This is a genomic window from Arundinibacter roseus (genome assembly GCF_004348825.1).
GTDB classification, from domain to species: domain Bacteria; phylum Bacteroidota; class Bacteroidia; order Cytophagales; family Spirosomataceae; genus Arundinibacter; species Arundinibacter roseus.
Map to the genome: position 1 here is coordinate 256,523 of NZ_SMJU01000001.1, position 18,845 is coordinate 275,367.

General features: G+C 48.8%; 14 protein-coding genes. 5 read left to right on the forward strand and 9 right to left on the reverse strand.

The window, feature by feature from the left end:
- Positions 1 to 128 precede the first annotated feature (128 nt).
- From egtD to rsmH, 7 genes are all read right to left on the reverse strand, one after another.
- On the reverse strand, positions 129 to 1,091 hold the full coding sequence (gene egtD / locus EZE20_RS01125; RefSeq protein ID WP_199879859.1) for an L-histidine N(alpha)-methyltransferase: 963 nt from the start codon (positions 1,089 to 1,091) through the stop codon (positions 129 to 131).
- A gap of 42 nt (positions 1,092 to 1,133) precedes the next feature.
- Entirely contained in the window at positions 1,134 to 2,330 is a 1,197-nt protein-coding gene (egtB, locus tag EZE20_RS01130; protein ID WP_132113604.1) for an ergothioneine biosynthesis protein EgtB, read from the reverse strand.
- A 204-nt stretch (positions 2,331 to 2,534) separates the two neighbouring features.
- The gene (gene mraY / locus EZE20_RS01135; RefSeq protein WP_132113606.1) at positions 2,535 to 3,749 is read right to left on the reverse strand and encodes a phospho-N-acetylmuramoyl-pentapeptide-transferase; all 1,215 of its coding nucleotides are present in this window, start codon (positions 3,747 to 3,749) and stop codon (positions 2,535 to 2,537) included.
- A 138-nt stretch (positions 3,750 to 3,887) separates the two neighbouring features.
- The gene (locus EZE20_RS01140; protein ID WP_132113608.1) at positions 3,888 to 5,387 is read right to left on the reverse strand and encodes a UDP-N-acetylmuramoyl-L-alanyl-D-glutamate--2,6-diaminopimelate ligase; all 1,500 of its coding nucleotides are present in this window, start codon (positions 5,385 to 5,387) and stop codon (positions 3,888 to 3,890) included.
- Positions 5,388 to 5,390: 3 nt separating this feature from the next.
- A complete protein-coding gene (locus EZE20_RS01145) occupies positions 5,391 to 7,529 on the reverse strand; it encodes a penicillin-binding protein (protein WP_132113610.1) in 2,139 nt (712 codons plus the stop codon).
- A 466-nt stretch (positions 7,530 to 7,995) separates the two neighbouring features.
- The gene (locus EZE20_RS01150; protein ID WP_132113612.1) at positions 7,996 to 8,403 is read right to left on the reverse strand and encodes an FtsL-like putative cell division protein; all 408 of its coding nucleotides are present in this window, start codon (positions 8,401 to 8,403) and stop codon (positions 7,996 to 7,998) included.
- A 65-nt stretch (positions 8,404 to 8,468) separates the two neighbouring features.
- Positions 8,469 to 9,389 carry a 16S rRNA (cytosine(1402)-N(4))-methyltransferase RsmH gene (gene rsmH, locus EZE20_RS01155; protein WP_132113614.1) on the reverse strand — a complete coding sequence of 307 codons (921 nt, stop codon included), beginning with the start codon at positions 9,387 to 9,389 and terminating at the stop codon, positions 8,469 to 8,471.
- A gap of 141 nt (positions 9,390 to 9,530) precedes the next feature.
- Here rsmH and EZE20_RS01160 point away from each other — a divergent pair, with 141 nt between their 5' ends.
- On the forward strand, positions 9,531 to 10,775 hold the full coding sequence (locus EZE20_RS01160) for a peroxiredoxin family protein (protein ID WP_132113616.1): 1,245 nt from the start codon (positions 9,531 to 9,533) through the stop codon (positions 10,773 to 10,775).
- A gap of 50 nt (positions 10,776 to 10,825) precedes the next feature.
- Positions 10,826 to 12,058: an MFS transporter gene (locus EZE20_RS01165; RefSeq protein ID WP_132113618.1), complete on the forward strand. Its 1,233-nt coding sequence runs from the start codon at positions 10,826 to 10,828 to the stop codon at positions 12,056 to 12,058.
- Positions 12,059 to 12,115: 57 nt separating this feature from the next.
- Here the strand turns inward: EZE20_RS01165 and EZE20_RS01170 are convergent, their stop codons facing one another.
- Together EZE20_RS01170 and EZE20_RS01175 are read right to left on the reverse strand one after the other, a co-directional pair.
- The gene (locus EZE20_RS01170) at positions 12,116 to 13,846 is read right to left on the reverse strand and encodes a M3 family oligoendopeptidase (protein WP_132113620.1); all 1,731 of its coding nucleotides are present in this window, start codon (positions 13,844 to 13,846) and stop codon (positions 12,116 to 12,118) included.
- Between the two features lie 89 nt (positions 13,847 to 13,935).
- Positions 13,936 to 14,922: a bifunctional heptose 7-phosphate kinase/heptose 1-phosphate adenyltransferase gene (locus tag EZE20_RS01175; protein ID WP_132113622.1), complete on the reverse strand. Its 987-nt coding sequence runs from the start codon at positions 14,920 to 14,922 to the stop codon at positions 13,936 to 13,938.
- A 286-nt stretch (positions 14,923 to 15,208) separates the two neighbouring features.
- Between EZE20_RS01175 and EZE20_RS01180 the strand changes: the two genes are divergently transcribed.
- The 3 genes from EZE20_RS01180 (at position 15,209) to EZE20_RS01190 (ending at position 18,718) form a co-directional block, all read left to right on the forward strand.
- Positions 15,209 to 16,432, forward strand: coding sequence for an acyl-CoA dehydrogenase family protein (locus EZE20_RS01180; protein ID WP_132113624.1), 1,224 nt, complete (start codon positions 15,209 to 15,211; stop codon positions 16,430 to 16,432).
- Positions 16,433 to 16,434: 2 nt separating this feature from the next.
- Entirely contained in the window at positions 16,435 to 17,505 is a 1,071-nt protein-coding gene (locus tag EZE20_RS01185; RefSeq protein ID WP_132113626.1) for a phosphotransferase, read from the forward strand.
- 226 nt (positions 17,506 to 17,731) lie between these two features.
- Positions 17,732 to 18,718, forward strand: a complete 987-nt coding sequence (locus EZE20_RS01190; RefSeq protein WP_132113628.1) for an NADPH:quinone oxidoreductase family protein — start codon at positions 17,732 to 17,734, stop codon at positions 18,716 to 18,718.
- The last annotated feature ends 127 nt before the right edge of the window (positions 18,719 to 18,845 follow it).

Consider the following 18,845-nt stretch of genomic DNA (forward strand, 5'->3'; position numbering starts at 1 on the left):
AGCCAATTTTTCTGGTAACTATATTTAAACTAAGACGAGTAATCCACTGAATTACCGTAAAGCGGTACCGCTATTTTTTTGGCAATTATTTCTACAAAAAAACGTAACCCGTTGTTTCCAGATTCTGTTCAGGGTTTTAGCCACAAACTATCCGTAAAATAGCGATTGGAATCCAGAAAATGCTGTTCTGACACAAACCCGCTTTCCCGCGCCAAAAGCTCTATTTCGTCCAGCGTATATTTTTTGGAAAGTTCGGTCCTGATTAATTCATTCTCCTGAAAATCAAAGGCTTGATCCAGTTCTTTGATGTACACTGTTTGCGCAGTTTTGCTCACAAGCATGCTACGGACTTCTCCTGTATACGGGTTGTAATAGCTGTAAAAATCGAAGGTTTCGGGCCGAAACTCAGCGCCCAGCTCCCGATTCATGCGATGCAGCAAGTTTAGATTAAACGCCCGGGTAACGCCCTGCGAATCGTCGTACGCTTTTTTTATAAGATCCGGATTTTTACGTAAATCAAAACCCGTCAGCAACCGATCGCCCGAATTCATGCGCTCCCAAAGCATGTGCAGCAAGTCCAGAGTTTCGCCTTTCTCGTAGTTTCCGATATTTCCTCCCAAAAAAAGAAATAAATTAGGAATGTGCTCAATATCAGGCTTTTCCAGCACTTCAAAATAGTCGCCTACCAACGGATTAACTTTCAGATTGGGTAAAGCTGATGCAAGCCCGGCGCGCAGATGTACCATCGCTTCTTCCGAAATATCAATTGGAATGTAGGTGAAATCTGCCTGCTGCTGCACCAGAAAACGAAGCAACTCCTTGGTTTTCAGTCCATCTCCGGCACCTAATTCGATAATATTAAATGAACCTCTAAACCGCAAGGCAGCGGCAATTTCTGTCGGCTGTTGCGTTAAGATCTCCATTTCGGCGCGCGTAGGATAGTACTCAGGCAGCTCCATTATTTTCTGAAAAAGCCGACTTCCCTCATCGTCATAAAAATATTTGGAGGAAATATATTTCTGCTTTGCCGACAGCCCTTTGGCTACTTCTTCGGCAAATGGGTTTCTGATTTCGGTGGATGTTGATTGCAACGTTGAGAAATTTTTAGAAGTAAAAAAAATGAATTCCAGGCGTCAACGCACCAGTCGTATACCCGTGCATTGCCATTGCAAATGCGGGTGGAAAAAATTGCGGTAGGTAGCCCGGCTGTGGCCCGGCGATGTAGCCGATGACGCTCCCCGCAACACCATTTGATTGATCATAAACTTGCCGTTGTATTCGCCGATAGCGCCCGGAGCTTTTGAAAAACGTGGATAAGGTAAATAAGCACTCTGCGTCCATTCCCAACGCTGCCCCCACGGCATGTGTGCAGAGCCAATTTCCCACTCAAATTCGGTAGGCAAACGCATGCCTTTCCAGCTTGCATAGGCCGCAGCTTCGTAATAATTGATGTGGCAAAGTATCTGACCGGGCTGTACTTCCTGCAAACCGCTGAGGGTATACTGCTGCCAGCGATTGTCTACCCAATGCCAGTACAACGGTGCTTCGGCCCGTTGGGCAGTGACCCACTGCCAGCCTTCGTCGAGCCATAGGTCGAAGTTACGGTAACCACCATCCTGCATAAATTCCATGTATTCGCCATTGGTAACCAGGCCGTTTTGTATCGTAAATTCTTCGAGAAATACTTTGTGCCGGGCGAGCTCGTTGTCGTAGCAAAAGCCTTCTCCTTCAAACCCAATGTCATACAAACCTTCGGGTATCACTACTTCTCCCGACTTTTCATTGACCTGATTCAGCAATGAAAAGCCCTGCTTATACACAGGAAAAATAGGATTATGCCCCAGAATAAATTTTAGGTCTGTAATCAGTAATTCCTGATGTTGTTGCTCATGATTTAACCCAAGCACGACCAGTTCGCGAAGGTCAGCAGGCAACACAGGAGTAGCCAATAGTTGACGCATGGCATCATCCACATAGCGGCGATAGGTGTAGACTTCTTCCACACCGGGCCGGGTAATATTCCCCCGGTCGGTACGCACCACCCGGCTGCCCACGTGGTTGTAGTAACTATTGAACAGGTAGCTGAAATCAGGGTGAAAACGCTCATAGTCCGGAAGGTTTTTAACCAAAATAAATTCCTCAAAAAACCAGGTTGTATGCGCCAGGTGCCATTTGGGCGGACTCACAAAATCGACGGGCTGAGGGATATAATCTTCCCTTTGGAGCGGCGTACACAAGTCTACGGAATAGCGACGAACGACCTCATATTCAGCGGTAATATCAGAAGTTGCAGGAGAGTCTTCGGTTAGTACAATCGTAGGATAATTCATGAGTCAAATTTGTATTTTCAAGATTTAAAATAAAAAATCTGTGCCCCGCATGGAATGCCCCGCATGGAATGCCCTGCATGGAATGCCCTGCATGGAATGTCGGGATAGAATCGCATGGATAGTAAGTATACGGAAAAGCCCGGCGGAAAATTCCCGCCGGGCTTTAAAGCTTTTTTGAACTAAAAACCAATAACGACTCAGGTCTTACCGCAGTTTCAGCGTTACGAGGGTCATGATGGCTAAAATGATGCCTACAATCCAGAAACGAGTCACGATTTTGGATTCGTGGTAGCCTTTTTTCTGGAAATGATGGTGCAAGGGCGACATCAGGAAAATCCGTTGCCCTTCACCGTATCGTTTTTTGGTGTATTTAAAATAACTCACCTGCATAATGACCGAAAGATTTTCTGCCAGAAAAACTCCACACATAATCGGAATCAGCAATTCTTTCCTCACGGCCAATGCCAGCACGGCAATTACTCCGCCGAGCATCAGGCTGCCCGTATCGCCCATAAAAACTTGTGCAGGATAGGCATTGTACCACAAAAACCCGACACAGGCCCCCACAAAGGCCGCACAAAAAATCACGAGTTCTCCGGAATTGGGAATGTACATGATGTTAAGATATTGGGCAAACTTGGCGTTTCCGGACAAATACGCCAGTACCCCGAGCGTCAGGGCAATAATGCCCGAAATACCCGCTGCCAGTCCGTCGATTCCGTCTGTAATGTTGGCGCCGTTGGACACAGCCGTAATGATAAAAATAGCTACAAGGGTGTAAATAATCCAGGTATACTCGGGTGGCAACCAGCCAAACAGCAAGGCGCTGTAATCAAATTCGTTATTTTTTATAAAAGGTACCGTAGTAATTGTCGGATGCACAATATCCTGATAGCGTTGTACTTCGCCCAGGGTAGAGCTGAGCAGCGGCTGATCGTAGACCCGAATGCGTACGTGGTCGTTGAAAGAAAGCGTCAGTCCAACAATTACGCCCAGGCCGATTTGTCCGATTACCTTAAACCGCCCGTGGAGGCCTTCCTTATTATTCTTGAATTTTTTGATATAGTCATCTAAAAAACCGATCATTCCGGTCCAGACGGCCGTAATAATCAGCAGGACTATGTAGACATTGGTAAGTTGGGCAAAAAGAAGCACCGGCACCAGCAGCGACGCCAGAATAATGAACCCGCCCATTGTGGGAGTGCCTTTCTTTTCGAGCTGACCTTCGAGACCCAAATCCCGGATCGTCTCCCCTACCTGCTTGCGTCGCAGCAGGTCAATCATTTTCCGGCCATAAACCGCCGCAATCAGCAGGGACAAGATGGTACACCCCAGCGCGCGAAAAGAAATGTACTGAAATACACCCGCTCCGGGGAAATTAAATTGTTTGTCGAGATAGTCGAACAAATAGTAAAGCATGAACGCGAAAATTGAAAGTGCGGGAAAATGATTCGCAAAATTGCTGTTTTATCCAATACCTTTATCATGTGGCTCCCGGTATTTTCTTTTTTCGGGTAAGCCATTCGCTACTCCGTCACCAAAAATACGGATGGCGTTCTAGCCATTTTCCGGCATTCCGAACGCCCGGCGCACTTCGGCTTTATCGTCAAAATCAAATTTTACACCTTTGATTTCCTGATACGTTTCGTGCCCTTTTCCGGCCACCAGAACAATATCTCCCGGTTGTGCCTCGGCACAGGCGCGCTGAATAGCTTCGCGTCGGTCGGCCAAAACCGTTACCTTGCGGTATTCCTGTGGTGGTACGCCTTTCAACATCTGATCCAGTATTTCCTGTGGTTCTTCGTGGCGCGGATTGTCGGACGTTAGAAAAACCCGACTGCTTAATTCGCAGGCGATAGCTGCCATTTTAGGGCGTTTTTCCGCATCCCGATTTCCTCCGCAACCTACCACCGTAATTACCTCAGCCATGCGTTCGTTTTCATTGGCAGTCCGCAAGTGAGCAATCGTTTCCAGTACATTTTGCAGCGCATCGGGCGTGTGGGCGTAATCCACAATCGCCGTGACATCCTGAGGCGAGCGGATTTGCTCAAAGCGACCGGGCGCACTCCGAAGATCAGAAGCGATCGATAGCACCGCGTCGGGATCCTGCCCCAGCAGAATAGCCGCACCGTACACGGCCAGCAGGTTATAGGCATTGAAGCGGCCAATCAGACGAAACCATACCTCCACGTCATTGACATCCATGTGCATTCCAAACAGAGTTTCTGCGTGGATTTTGCCTTTGAATGAAGCCATTGTCTGTAAAGAATACGTCTCTACCCGAGCCGCGCAATTTTGCACCATTACCGTACCCCGACGGTCGTCGATATTTACCAAAGCAAACGCATGTTTAGGCAGTTGGTCAAAAAAGCCCTTTTTAGCCTTTATGTAGTGGTCAAATGTTTTGTGAAAATCGAGATGATCGTGAGAAATATTGGTAAAAATACCTCCGGCAAAGGTTAACCCGGCAATACGCTGCTGCACCACGGCATGACTGCTCACTTCCATGAATACATGCGAGCAACCATTTTGCTTCATTTTTTCCAGCAGAGCCTGCAAGGTTAGGGAGTCGGGTGTGGTGTGCGTAGTGGGTATAACCTCGTCTTCCATTTGATTTTGTACCGTCGACAACAGCCCGCAGCGGTAGCCCAGCTCACGAAAAAGATTGAACAGCAGCGTAGCAACGGAGGTTTTGCCGTTGGTTCCGGTGACGCCCACAAGGGTAATTTCCCGGGACGGATGCCCGTAAAATGCCGATGCTATCAGCCCCATAGCAAGCGCTGAATTTACTACCTGAATATATGTTACGTGGGGCAGAGTTTGAGCAGGCAAAGCCTCACAAAGTACGGCCGCTGCGCCTAACTCTATGGCCTTGGGAATGTAGTCATGCCCGTCGGTTTGAGTACCCGGCACAGCAATAAACAGCGTGCCGCTTTGGACCTTCCGGGAGTCAGCCGATAGAGCCTGAATAGACTTTTGTGTGGAGCCTACCACCACCGCATCAGGGATTGCTTCGAGCAGAGTCAGGAGCTGTATTGTCTTTTCTGGATTTTCCATAGTCTATTGTAAGCTTAGCATAATACTTTTTTGCCCCGAAACCGTGGAGCCCGGCGTCAGCGATTGCGACACCACTTTTCCTTTTCCTTTGAATGTTACCCGAAAGCCTTTGTTTTCCATGATAAACAACGCATCCCGCAGGGGCATTCCGCGCAAATCAGGCACGTCCGATTTTTCAATAGATTGTGTCTTATACCGGGTTTTCCCTTTGGTTCCTACGCTGCCATGTACCCATTCGTCTTCGGTGCCCGTGATAGGGCTGAGGTGCAGGGTTTCGGCCAACAGCTGCATATCGGTAGCTTTTCCGGCAAACTGAACGGTGGCTGCTGTTTCGGAGGTCTTTATCTTTGCCGGCTCGTGAAGGCTGAGATCGTAGGCATAAATGCGGTCGGCTACTTGTTTAAAAACCGGGGCTGCTACTTCACTTGCATAAAGTTCCGTTCCTGACCCGAGGGAATTATCTACCAGCACAAAGCAACTATACTTTGGACGGTTGGCGGGGAAATAGCCCACAAAAGAGGTACGTAGGGCCCGATTTTTTAAATATTTACCATTGACCGTTTTCTGTGCAGTACCTGTTTTGCCAGCGATCAGATACGGGCTTTCTTTAAGCAGTGGCGCGGTGCCCCGTTGCACAACGCCTTCCAGCATGGAGCGTATCTTTCGCAGGGTTTTTTCTGAGCATAGCGGACTGGAATCCACGTAGGGCTCAAACTGATCAATGACTTCGGCGGAGCTTCTGACCTGCTCCACAATCATGGGCCGCACCCAGTAGCCGTTGTTGGCAATGGCGTTGTAAAGTGCCAGAATCTGAATCGGGGCCAGGCGCATCTCGTAGCCGTAAGACATGTAGGTCAATGATGATTTACTCCATAACTTGGAACTCCGGTCGCGGATCAACGGCGCGGTTTCTCCCTGCATCGCCAGGCCCGTTCGGTCTTTTAACCTAAATTTATCCAGGTATTCGAGGTATTTATCGGGTTTTTTATAAAAATACTTTTGCATCAAAAGATGCGTACCAATGTTGGACGATTTTTCGAGCACCTGGCTAGCCGTGATTTTTCCAAATCCGCCTGTATGCGAATCTTCAATGGAAACTTTGCCGTAGTTCATACGGCCATTTTTTGTGTCTACCCAGATTTCGTCAGGATTGATGCCGGTTTCTTCCAAAATCGCCATCATGGTAGCAAGTTTGAAAGTAGAGCCCGGATCCGCACCAAACGTCAGTGCGTAGTTTTTATCATCGCTAAATTCATTGGGGCCTTTGCGAGTCAGGTTAGACATCGCCTTGATTTTACCCGTAGCAACCTCCATCACCACGACACAACCAAAATTTGCCTTATAATTTTCCAGGGCCTTTTTCAGCGCAGATTCGGCCACATCCTGAAAATTAATATCCAGCGTACTATGAATGTCGTAGCCCGCTTCGGGGCGAATATTCAGTTCGTCGCCCACCGGAATTTTCACTCCTCCGGGCAGTACTTCTACCCAACTAATGCCATCCGTACCGGCGAGTTGTTTGTCAAAACTTGCCTCCAAACCTACCCGACCGTGCCCGGTTCCGGGATCAAGCGCGCCGATAGTACGGTCAGCCATGGGCGAAAACGGACGATAGCGGCGGTATTCGGGATCAAATTTGCCGCCTTTGGATTTCTTTTTTTGAAAAAATGGCCAGGTTTCTATTTTTTCCCGTTCCAGATAATTGACTGCCCGGCTCAAAAGCGGTACGTATCGCTTTTTGGCTGCCCGCGCGTTCCGGATTCGTTCCAGGTAGTAGCCCTTGGAATATTCTCCAAACTGCGTAGCAAAATAACCCGCCACCTGATCCAGATGATCAGCAAAATAGGCGCTATCGGCCACGCTCGGGTCAATGCCCACTTTATAAAAAGGCAAAGAAGTGGCCAATAAACTACCATCGCTTGCATAAATATTGCCCCGCATGGCTTCTACCGTATCCAATTTCTGATCCTGCTGCTCAGCATGCTGCGCCCAGGTTTTTTCTTTGTATACTTCGTAGTATTGCACCCTGACCAACTTTATCACCACAAATAGGGCCAGCACCACAAGGCTCCCCGCAACCAGGTAGGCCCGGTTGATCAACGCTTGTTTTTCGTTTGTTTTTGGTTCTTCCTGGCGTTTCATAAAACTTTTTAGACTTCAAAAATACGTGTAGTGTGTGTGAAATGGAGGTAATTTAATGATCCCCTGACTATTTCATGGCTATTTTCTAGTTCTATTTTTTGCAAAAAATCCACCTTTTACTGAATGTAAGTTTTGGAATCTTGTGGTCATAGTGAATTATTCTGGCGTAAAAGTTTTTATTTTGCCCTCTACACTAATCGCTATTTACTGACGATTTCTTTTTTTGGTTTCTATGAGTTTTTTAGATGCTATTTTCAAAGCTTCTACAATTTTATTTTGTAGATCTTCAATGGTATTAATCTCCATATTTCAATGAATTAAATAATTGATTATCAAATATTTATCTTCTTCAAAATGAAACCCGATTTTATATTCCTCAACTCTCTTAACTTCCTCCTTCTTATGGCACGTATGTAAGTGGCAGAATAAAACTTAAAAACCCTGTTGTCCTGAATAATGCCGATTTTCACTCCTGCACAGGTGCGACTAATTTATGCGGTGGCGTCAGGTTTTCTTCCAGACCCGTGCCCTGTACCTTTTGTACTACCTCCGACTGCTTGCCGCTTTTCATATACTCGGCTTTGATGGTTGTATACTCGGCCCGAAGATCTTCTACTTCCTTTTTCAGAACCAGGCTGCGCCGTACGTATTGCTCCGAAAGGTAGCCGATTCGCTCATAAACGAGCAGCAAAAACACCACCCACAAAAAATAGTAAAAATACCGAATGGGAATCAGGTCTTTGTTGGTTTCATTTTTTTCACCAAATACTTTTCCCAAAGGCAAAAACCGGCTCAACCATTGAAACAACGAGAACTTACGTTTTGGAGGAGGAGGAGCGGGTTTGGAGCGATCTATTCTTTTATTTTCTGCCATAGATTTTAAGGGTAAAGGGCGCTGTTTTGAAATAGAAGAAAAGGTGTGGGTGGATCCTGAAAAACTCAGGGCAGGCGCTCGGCAATGCGAAGCTTGGCGCTTCGGGCGCGTGGGTTTCGGGCGGTTTCTTCGGGCGTAGCTTCCAGGGGCTTTCGGGTGATCGAGCGGAGGGGCTTGATTTCGTTTCCAAAAAAATCCTTTTCTACCTCTCCATCAAATTTTCCCTTGTTGATAAAATTCTTGACCAGCCGATCTTCCAGCGAGTGGTACGACATCACCACCAACCGGCCGCCGGGCGCCAGTACGTCGGGTGTCTGAGCCAGAAATTCTTCCAGCACCAGCAACTCATCGTTGACTTCAATGCGCAGTGCCTGAAAAACCTGCGCAAAGTATTTGTTTTCACGATGACGGGGAGCAAAACGGCCCGCCACATCTTTCAGATCATTGACGGTTTCGATGGGCGTATTGAGCCTTGCGGCATAAATAGCCTCGGCCAGGGTACGGGCATTGTGCACTTCTCCGTAGCGCCCAAGGATTGTTTGAAGCTCAGCAGCGTTGTACTCATTAAGCACCTGCCGGGCATTTTTTTCGCTTTGGCGGTTCATACGCATGTCCAGATCAGCTTCGAAGCGGGTCGAAAATCCCCGCTCGGCGGTGTCGAACTGATGGGAAGAAACGCCCAAATCGGCCAGAATGCCGTCTACTTTTTCAATTTTATGAAGTTTCAGATAGCGGCGCAAATGCCGGAAATTGGCGGCCACAAACACAAAGCGCGGGTCGTCTTTGAGAGCTACGGCATTGGCGGCAGCGTCGGCATCCTGATCAAAGGCAAGCAGGGTGCCCGTAGTCAGGCGGTCCAGAATGGGCCGGGAATGCCCGCCTCCCCCAAACGTTACATCCACATAGATGCCGTTAGGACGGATCGCGAGGCCTTCCAGGCATTCGGGCAACATGACGGGGGCGTGATAGTTAGTTGGGGATTCCATACTTTAATTAGCAACGTGGCGAGGAACTTATTCTTGCGGCAAGTCCGTTACAAACTTAATGATTTTCCAGGGTACCCCCGTTTCCTTTTTTCGGATTTAATTTTTAACAAAACCTCTATAATAACTCATAATTCATTGATTATGAAACACCTGAGCCGCTGGTTATTGGTTATTTTCAGTACTTCTTTTGTGGCATGTACTTCTTCTCAATCTCCCGAACTTAAAACCGGAATCTGGCGCGCTACTCTCCTCCGTGAGGCTCATACCCTGCCTTTCCTGCTTGACATTCAGCCCAACTCCGACGGCAAAACCTATACGGCTTTTGCGCTTAACGGCAGCGAGCGGCTTAAACTTGATACGGCATACATCGCCAACGACTCTTTACACATTCCGATGGAGTTGTTTGATTCTGAACTGATTGGAAAAATTGATGGTGATCAGATCAAGGGTGTTTGGCGGCGCTACCGCGTCGGGCAGTTTGCCGGCGAGCTACCCTTTGAAGCCTCTTTTGGCGAAGAGTATCGATTTTTCAAACCCGACCCCGCTGCTAAAACTCCGTCTGTAAACGGAAAATGGGCCGTAACTTTCCAGGGCGAAACGGGCAAAGATTCTGCTGTGGCCGTCGGAATTTTTGACCAACAGGGCGCTACCGTTACCGGAACATTCCTGACTCCCACGGGCGATTATCGCTATTTGGCCGGAGATGTTCGGGGCGACAGCCTGTATCTTTCCTGCTTTGATGGCTCGCATATTTTTTTATTTAAAGCAAAAATTCAAGCCGACGGCTCACTGAAAGGTGGTTTTTGGGCCGGAACGACCTGGTACGAAAACTGGACTGCTCAGCGAAACGATAACGCCACTTTGCCCGATGCCAACAGCCTGACCTACCTCAAACCCGGCTATGAAACCCTCGATTTTAGTTTTCCAGATGCCAGCGGTAAGCAGGTATCGCTGCAAGATCCTGCCTATAAAAATAAGGTAGTGGTGGTACAGATCATGGGCTCGTGGTGTCCAAATTGTATGGATGAAACCAACTTTTTGTCGCCCTGGTACAAAAAAAATCGGGAGCGTGGCGTGGAAATTATCGGCCTTGCCTTCGAGCGATCTGATAAACTGGAGGTTTCTGCCCCAAAAATGAAGCGTATGGCCGAACGCTATCAGGTAGAGTATCCTATTTTGCTGGCCGGACTTAGTGATAAGGATTCGGCCGCCCGCGCCCTGCCCATGCTCAACCACGTGATGTCCTTTCCGACCACGCTGATTGTGGATAAAAAAGGAAAAGTGCGTAGTATCCATACCGGGTTTTCGGGCCCCGGCACCGGCAAGTACTATGATGATTTCGTAGAAGATTTTAACCGACTCATTGATAAATTAGTGAGCGAATAACGGAATTTTGATTTCTTTTCCGTCGTGTCGCTTTTCTTTCCTGGTGTTTTATGACTCGTGCAGAAAAGGTATTATTATTTGTTTTAGCCTGTATCAATTTCACTCATATTGTTGATTTCATGATTATGATGCCGCTCGGCCCTCAGCTGATGCGGCACTTTTCTATTGGTCCTCAGGCATTTGGCTTTATAGTTTCCTCGTATAGTTTAAGCGCCGGAATTTCCGGTTTTCTGGCCGCCTTCATCGTCGATCGCTTTCCCCGCAAGCAGGTTGTATTGGCAGCTTATACCGGTTTTGTGATTGGCACGCTGGCCTGCGGTCTGGCTCCAACCTATCCGCTACTGATTGCCGCGCGTATTTTCGCCGGAGTTTTTGGCGGCATTCTTGGCTCACAGGTCTTGTCCATTGTCGGCGATGTATTTGCGTACGAGCGGCGGGCGCAGGCCATGTCTATTGTCATGACGGCCTTTTCGGCAGCCTCGGTCGTTGGGGTTCCATTTGGACTCTACATCGCTACGGAGTTCAGCTGGCATGCTCCATTTTTGTTTGTTGGTTTTTTGGGAATAGGCGTTTTGGCGCTTATCTGGCAGTTTGTGCCCCGCATGGACGCCCACCTCGTGAGCAAGCAGCTGCGGCCCAGTCCTATTGCTGTTCTGACAACTATCCTGCGAAATCCAAATCAGATGCGGGCGCTATTCCTGACAACAACCATTATGGTGGGGCATTTCAGCATTATCCCATTTATTTCTCCCTATTTGGTCGCCAATGTTGGGTTTAGCGAAACTGACATTTATCTGATTTATCTGGTCGGCGGCGCTCTGACTATCTTCTCGGCGCCATTGGTTGGCAAGCTGGCTGACAAACGAGGCAAGTTCCCGATTTTTGTAGTGTTTGCGCTACTTTCGATGCTACCCATTTACCTAATTACCCACATGCCTCCGGCACCGTTGAGCTATGTGTTATTTGTTTCAGGATTATTTTTTGTCTTCTCCAACGGACGACTTGTTCCGACGCAGGCAATGACGACTTCGGTAGTATCTCCTCAGCAGCGGGGTGGATTTATGGCTATCAACTCGTCTGTACAATTGCTGGCACAGGCACTTGCTACTTACGGAGCGGGTGTGCTCATTGGCAAAACCTCTACCGGTGAGCTGACTGGCTACGGCACCGTTGGTTTTTTGGCAATGGCGGCTATTTTTGCCAGTATTTTTATCGCCCGCATGGTTGTTCCCATTGATGCTGCTTCCGCAAAAGCTATTCCGAAAGCGGAGCCTTCCGTATAAAAAAAGTCATTACCTTTTTGGGGCAATGACTTTACTTTTGTTCTGTTTATCAATTATTTATCGTAAAGCATCAAGTTCTGTTTTTACAAAATTCATGAGCTCGGTAATATGCTTTTTGGAAAAATCGAAAGGTACCTGAGCAGCTTCATAAATTTTGCCAATGGGTGCCGTGTAGCCAAGTTTCAGAGCATTGAGGTAGCCCTGCAAACCTGCTTCCGGATTTTCCCGGTAGTTTTTCCACACCCCAATGGCCCCCAGTTGTGCAATGCCGTACTCGATGTAGTAAAACGGCACTTCATAAATATGCAACTGCCGCTGCCAGCTGTACGCGCGATAGGCTTCCAGGCCATTCCAGTCGGTCACAGAATCGGCAAATTCGGTATAAATTTTTACCCAGGCTTCCGAGCGCTGCTGCGCTGTGTGGGCAGGATTTTCGTACATCCAATGCTGAAACTTATCGACCGTTGCCACCCACGGCAGCGTTTCGATGATGGATTCAAGATGCTGGATTTTAGCCCGGCGGAGGTCTTCCTCATTTTCAAAAAACTCATCCCAAAAATCCATTGTAAGTAACTCCATGGACATCGATGCCAGCTCAGCAACCTCGGAAGGCGGATGTTTGAAGGCATTCAGCGCCAGGTCGCGGGTAAGCAGCGAATGCACGGCGTGGCCACCTTCGTGGAGCAGAGTCACCATGTCGCGCAGATTAGACGTGGCATTCATAAAGATAAATGGAACACCAATTTCATCCAGCGGATAATTATACCCACCGGGAGCTTTCCCTTTTCTGGATTCCAGGTCAAGATGTCCCATGGTTTTCATAATCCGCAGGCAATCACCTAAATAGCTATCCAGGCGGGAGAAACAGCGGATCGTTTTATCGAGCAATTCCTGGCCGGATTCAAAGGGTTTCAGAGGCGACCGTCCTTCGGGGTCTACCTTGGCATCCCAGGGACGCAGCGCATCGACTTGCAACGAATTTTTCCGTTGTTGTGCCATATCATCCAGCATCGGCACTACGGCCTCGCATACTGCATCATGAAACTCAAAACAGTCCTGGGGAGTATAGTCAAAGCGCCCCATTGCCGCAAACATATAGTCACGATAAGTAGCGAAATCCGCATTTGTCGCCACCTGATCCCGCAGTTGAATAAGCTTCTGAATGAGTTCGTCAAGCGTTTCGTGGTCCTGATAACGGCGCTCGCTGATGGCCCGCCAGGCTTCTTCACGCACGGCCCGGTCGGTACTTTGGAGGCGGTCGGCGGCTTTTTGGAGAGTCATTTCCTCCCCGTCGAGCGTAACCGTCATCGCTCCGGCAATAGCGCCGTAGCGGCGTTCTTCGGTTTGGAGTTGCGTTTGAAGCGCCACGTTTTCTTCCCGGAAAATCTCAATGGATTTCATCATTCCCCGAATCGCCACGTCAAAACCCTGATCTGTCAATTCTTTCAGGAATGGATTGTCGGCGGCTTTCAGGTCAAGATCGTTGCCGTACATGGCGAGCTGCGGTTGAATTTCACTGATAAAAAATTGCAGCGATTCGATCAGTTCTTTGCTCGTGGTGTCGCAGGTTTGCCGAATGTAGCGCCAGGCAAAGTTTTCGGAAAGGTAAGATTCCAGCTCACTGCGATCCAGAAACCACTGCCGCAGGTCCGCTGCGTTACTAATTTCTCGGGTTTTAAGATTATCAAATAACGGCTGCACATCCTCCCAGCTCGTAAGCGCAAACTCCTCCCCGATAAATGGCCGGGGATGGCGCTGAGGAATGGCTATGTTTTCAGGTTGATTCATAAGGCTTTTCGTTCGACAGTAAAGTTGTTTTTGTTTTCTATTTATAAAAAATAAAGATAAATCAGTACCAGGCTTTCATTAGATATTCCTTAGCGAAACATGCCTACCCGTTCGGCTTCGAGTTGTAGCCGTGCCTTGTCTATGGGCACCACGCCTACCTGCTCGCAAACAAGGCCCCCGCCTAAATTGGACAAACCCGCAATGATTTGCGGAGACAAACCAAGTGCCACGCAGCAGGCCGCAATGCTGATGACAGTGTCGCCCGCCCCCGAAACATCCGTTATGCTGCGGCGATGCGCCGGAAGGTGGTAAGTTTGATCCTGAAAGTCAATATAAACGCCATATTCTGACAACGTAATGAGCGCCCCTTTTGCTTCCAGAGTCGTAATTAAATGCTGCACTACGGACTTGAACGCTTCTTTATCCTGAACATCAACCTCTACTTTGAGCCCTTCCCGGAGTTCTTTCAGGTTGGGTTTAAAAAGCGTGGTGTGGCAGTAGGCCAGAAAATTTCTTTTCTTGGGATCTACTACCGTAGGAACGTGATGTTCGTTGGCAAAAGCGGTGATTTCGGTGATAGCCTCGGGGCTAAGCACGCCTTTGTCATAATCTTCAAAAATAACTACCTGACAAGTAGGAATGAGCTCCTTTGCCTTGGCAATCAGCTGATTGCGTTCGGTGTCAGAAATCAGCGCGTCCGTTTCGGTATCAATGCGCACCACTTGCTGCGAGCCCGCAATGATCCGCTCTTTAATGGTAGTAATCCGGTCCTCACTCCGAATCAGGCCCTGACAGCTAAGCCCGCGCCCGACCAACTCCTGCTGCAAACTATCGCCGGGACCGTCGTTGCCAATTACGGTACAGATAATGGCCTCAGCTCCAAGCGCCTGCACATTCAAAAGTACGTTTCCGGCGCCGCCAAGGCGGTATTCGCGTCGGCCAACGTTAACTACCGGAACGGGCGCTTCGGGTGAAATCCGCTCTACTTTTCCCCACACGTAGGAGTCGAGCATGACGTCTCCTACGACGAGTACCCGTAATTTTCCAAAATCTTCAAAAACCTGGTCTATGGTCATTAGATATAAATATGCAAGTTAGCAAGTAGCTCAAAATCCTGATTAATTAGCGCTAGTTCAATTCTTAAAATGCCTAACGAAAAACCTGGGGCTACGACTTGTAAAGTTCTGAATTTTTATCAAAATGACCCTATTTGATCTTTATATGTCATGAATAGCAATCAAATGGAGAATTAATTATTCAAAATATACTATTTTTGAATTTATACAGTATGCAAGCATACCAAATTTATTACCCAAAACGGTCCTTGCTTTTACCCTTTGACCAATCTCCAAACCTATATTTATGGAAAATTTATTTGCCACCGAACGCCTGCGCCACCTGCTTCCCCGGATTCAGGCATTCGTTGAAACGGAATTGTATCCCCTGGAAACTACGGATTATTTAAGTGGAAACTTCTCTGTTGTTGAACCGCTACTTTTACAAAAAAGAGCACGGGTAAAAGAAGCCGGGCTCTGGGGATTGCACCTTTCGGCCGCTGATAGCGGGCTGGATCTGACGCTGTGCGAGTTTGGTCAAATCAGTGAAATCCTGGCTCGCTCACCCTTTGGGCATTTTGTATTTAACACACAGGCACCCGACATTGGCAATACCGAACTGCTGCATAAGTACGCACCCGAGGCACTTAAAGAACGGTACCTCAAACCTCTGATGGCTGGCGAAATCCGCAGTTGTTTTAGCATGACCGAGCCGGAATTTGCCGGGTCAAACCCAACCCGCATGGGCACTACGGCAATCAAAGACGGAACGGACTACCTGATCAACGGGCATAAATGGTTTACGAGCTCAGCCGATGGCGCTGCTTTTGCGGTGGTAATGGCCGTGACCAACCCGGATGCGGCCCGGCACCGACAGGCGAGTCAGATTTTGGTACCGATGGACACTCCCGGCGTAACCCTCGTGCGGAATATTCCAATTATGGGCCACAGCGGTGACAGCTGGGCAAGTCATGCCGAACTGCGCTACGAAAACGTACGCGTTCCTCAGGCCAATCTCATCGGCGCCGAGGGTGCAGGCTTTTTGCTGGCGCAGGAGCGGTTGGGGCCGGGGCGTATTCATCACTGCATGCGTTTTATTGGCATTGCCGAGCGGAGTTTTGAGCTAATGTGCCGTTACGCCGTGAGCCGTGAGCTGGAAGAAGGTACCGTCCTGGGCGACAAGCAATTTATTCAGGGATTTATTGCCGATAGTCGGGCCGAAATCGATGCCGCCCGCTTGCTGGTGCTGCGCACCGCCCGCCACATTGACGAACTGGGTGCGGCGGCTGTGCGTGAAGAAATTTCCATGATAAAGTTTTTTACGGCCAATACCATGCTGCGCGTAATCGACCGCGCCATTCAGGTACACGGTGCGTTGGGCATGACGAGCGACATTCTGCTGTCGTACTGGTACGTACACGAGCGCGGCGCCCGGATTTATGACGGGGCCGACGAAGTTCACAAATCAGCCCTGGCCCGATCTATTCTGAAAGGCTACGGACTGGATGTTAAAAGAAAGGAAACCCGCTAGCCATGAATCTAAAAATCGATGCACCGGCGGCCGTTCGGGCAGGTGAAGAAATAAACGTGAATGCACTGCAGGACTATCTGCATACGCAGAAAATCCTGCCTGCTGCTGTACTTGACGTACGGCAATTTCCGGGAGGCTATTCCAATCTGACGTACTTGCTCAAAACTCAGGATCAGCAGGAATATGTTCTGCGACGGCCTCCTTTCGGTGCTGAGCACATCAAAGGGGGCCACGATATGGAACGCGAGTTTCGGGTGCTGACGATGATTCAGCAGGCGGGTTTTACCAAAATTCCGAAACCTATTGACCTTTGTACCGACCTGCAGGTAATGAATTGTCCGTTTTACATCATGGAGCGGGTGCCGGGAGTTATTTTGCGGGCACAGTCCGACAACGCCAGGGCCCTGCCGGCAGCGGCACTGAGAACTACCTCCGAAGCGCTCGTGGACACGCTAGCTGATTTACACAAAATTGATATTTACAAAACAGGCCTGAACCAAATCGGCAAACCCGAAGGCTACATCCGGCGGCAGGTTGAAGGCTGGTACAAACGCTACCTGGCTTCCCAAACCGACGACCTTCCGGCAATGGAGCAGCTCTACAACTGGCTTAATGCCTCGATGCCTGCCGAACATGCACCCACGCTGATTCATAATGATTTTAAGTACGATAATCTCGTGCTGAATCCCGAAAACCTGAGCGAAGTACGGGCCGTACTCGACTGGGAAATGTGTACTGTGGGTGACCCGCTCATGGATGTGGGCACGGCACTCTCCTACTGGTCCGAAGCCGGCGATGGCGCTTTTGAGCAGAGTTTTAATCTTACCTGCCTTCCGGGCAACCTCAGCCGTCAGGAGTTTGCCCAACGTTACGCCCAACAGAGTGGCCGGGATGTATCCGGCATCCTGTATTACTATGTGTTTGGGCTTTTTAAAAATACCGTAGTCATGCAGCAGATTTATGCCCGCTGGAAAAAAGGTCTGACGCGTGACGAGCGTTTTGGCCGTCTGCTCGTGGGTATACAGTCGCTTTCGGATACCGCCCGTAAGGCCATAGATCGGGGTACGATGTAGGTGTACTATCATATTCATCGCATCGCATCGCATCACAGGGCTTCACCCTGCGCTTGTAGATTGCGCCCTTTCAGGGCTGGAATTAGGATTTGTACAATTAGAGTTGTTTTTCAGAAAAAACAGATAATTAAATACCTCATTTACAGACTATTAAATAAAATATTTTTTTATAAAAACTACTTTACAGGATTAATTCTATAAACAAATTTAACCCAGTCATTCACTCATGAAAGCTATTCTTTGTACGCACTTTGGCCCACCCGAAGAACTGACCCTCAGTGAAGTTCCTTCTCCCAAACCGGGAAAAGGACAGGTGACGATAGCCGTAAAAGCCTGCGGCGTCAATTTTCCGGATACACTCCTGATCCAGAACAAATATCAGTTTAAGCCGCCGTTGCCCTTTTCTCCGGGTGGCGAAGTAGCCGGAATTGTGCTGGAAGTTGGTGAAAACGTAGCGCATGTAGCTGTGGGTCAGCGCGTACTTGCCCTGACAGGCTGGGGAGGTTTTGCCGAAGAGGTAGCTGCCGATGCTGCCACAGTGCTACCTATTCCGCCGGACATGGACTTTGTGGCTGCTTCCAGCATGATGTACACCTACGGCACATCTTACCACGCCCTCAAAAACCGCGCACAGCTCCAACCCGGCGAAACCCTGCTCGTGCTGGGTGCCGCCGGAGGCGTGGGTTTGGCCGCCGTACAATTGGGCGTTCTGATGGGCGCCCGTGTAATCGCTGCTGCCTCGTCTGATGAAAAACTGGCGATTTGCCGGACGTTGGGTGCCGCTGAAACCATCAATTACTCCACCGAAGATCTGCGGGAACGAATCAAAGAATACACCGCCGGGCGGGGAGTTGACGTAGTGTATGACCCCGTGGGCGACCGCTACACCGAGCCCGCCCTGCGGTCGATTGCCTGGAAAGGCCGCTATTTGGTAGTGGGTTTTGCGGCGGGCGAGATACCCAAAATCCCGTTGAACCTGGCGCTGTTGAAAGGCTGTCAGATTGTGGGAGTGTTTTGGGGAGCTTTTGCCAAAAATGAACCGAAAGAAAGTCAGCAAAACTTTAAAGAATTACTTTACTGGATGACCGAAGGAAAACTTTCGCAGCATATTCATAAGATTTATTCACTGCCCGACGCACCCGCTGCCCTGCGAGACATGATGGAGCGGCGAGTGGTTGGAAAAGCGGTGGTGGAAGTTTTTGGAACCACATAGTAACTTAGAAAACATAGATTTTTGCGCTATTGTGACCTATGTGCCTATGTGGTAGAAGTTTTTTGGAACCACATAGTAGCATAGAAAACATAGGGTTTGCGCTATTGTGCGCTATATGCCTATGTGG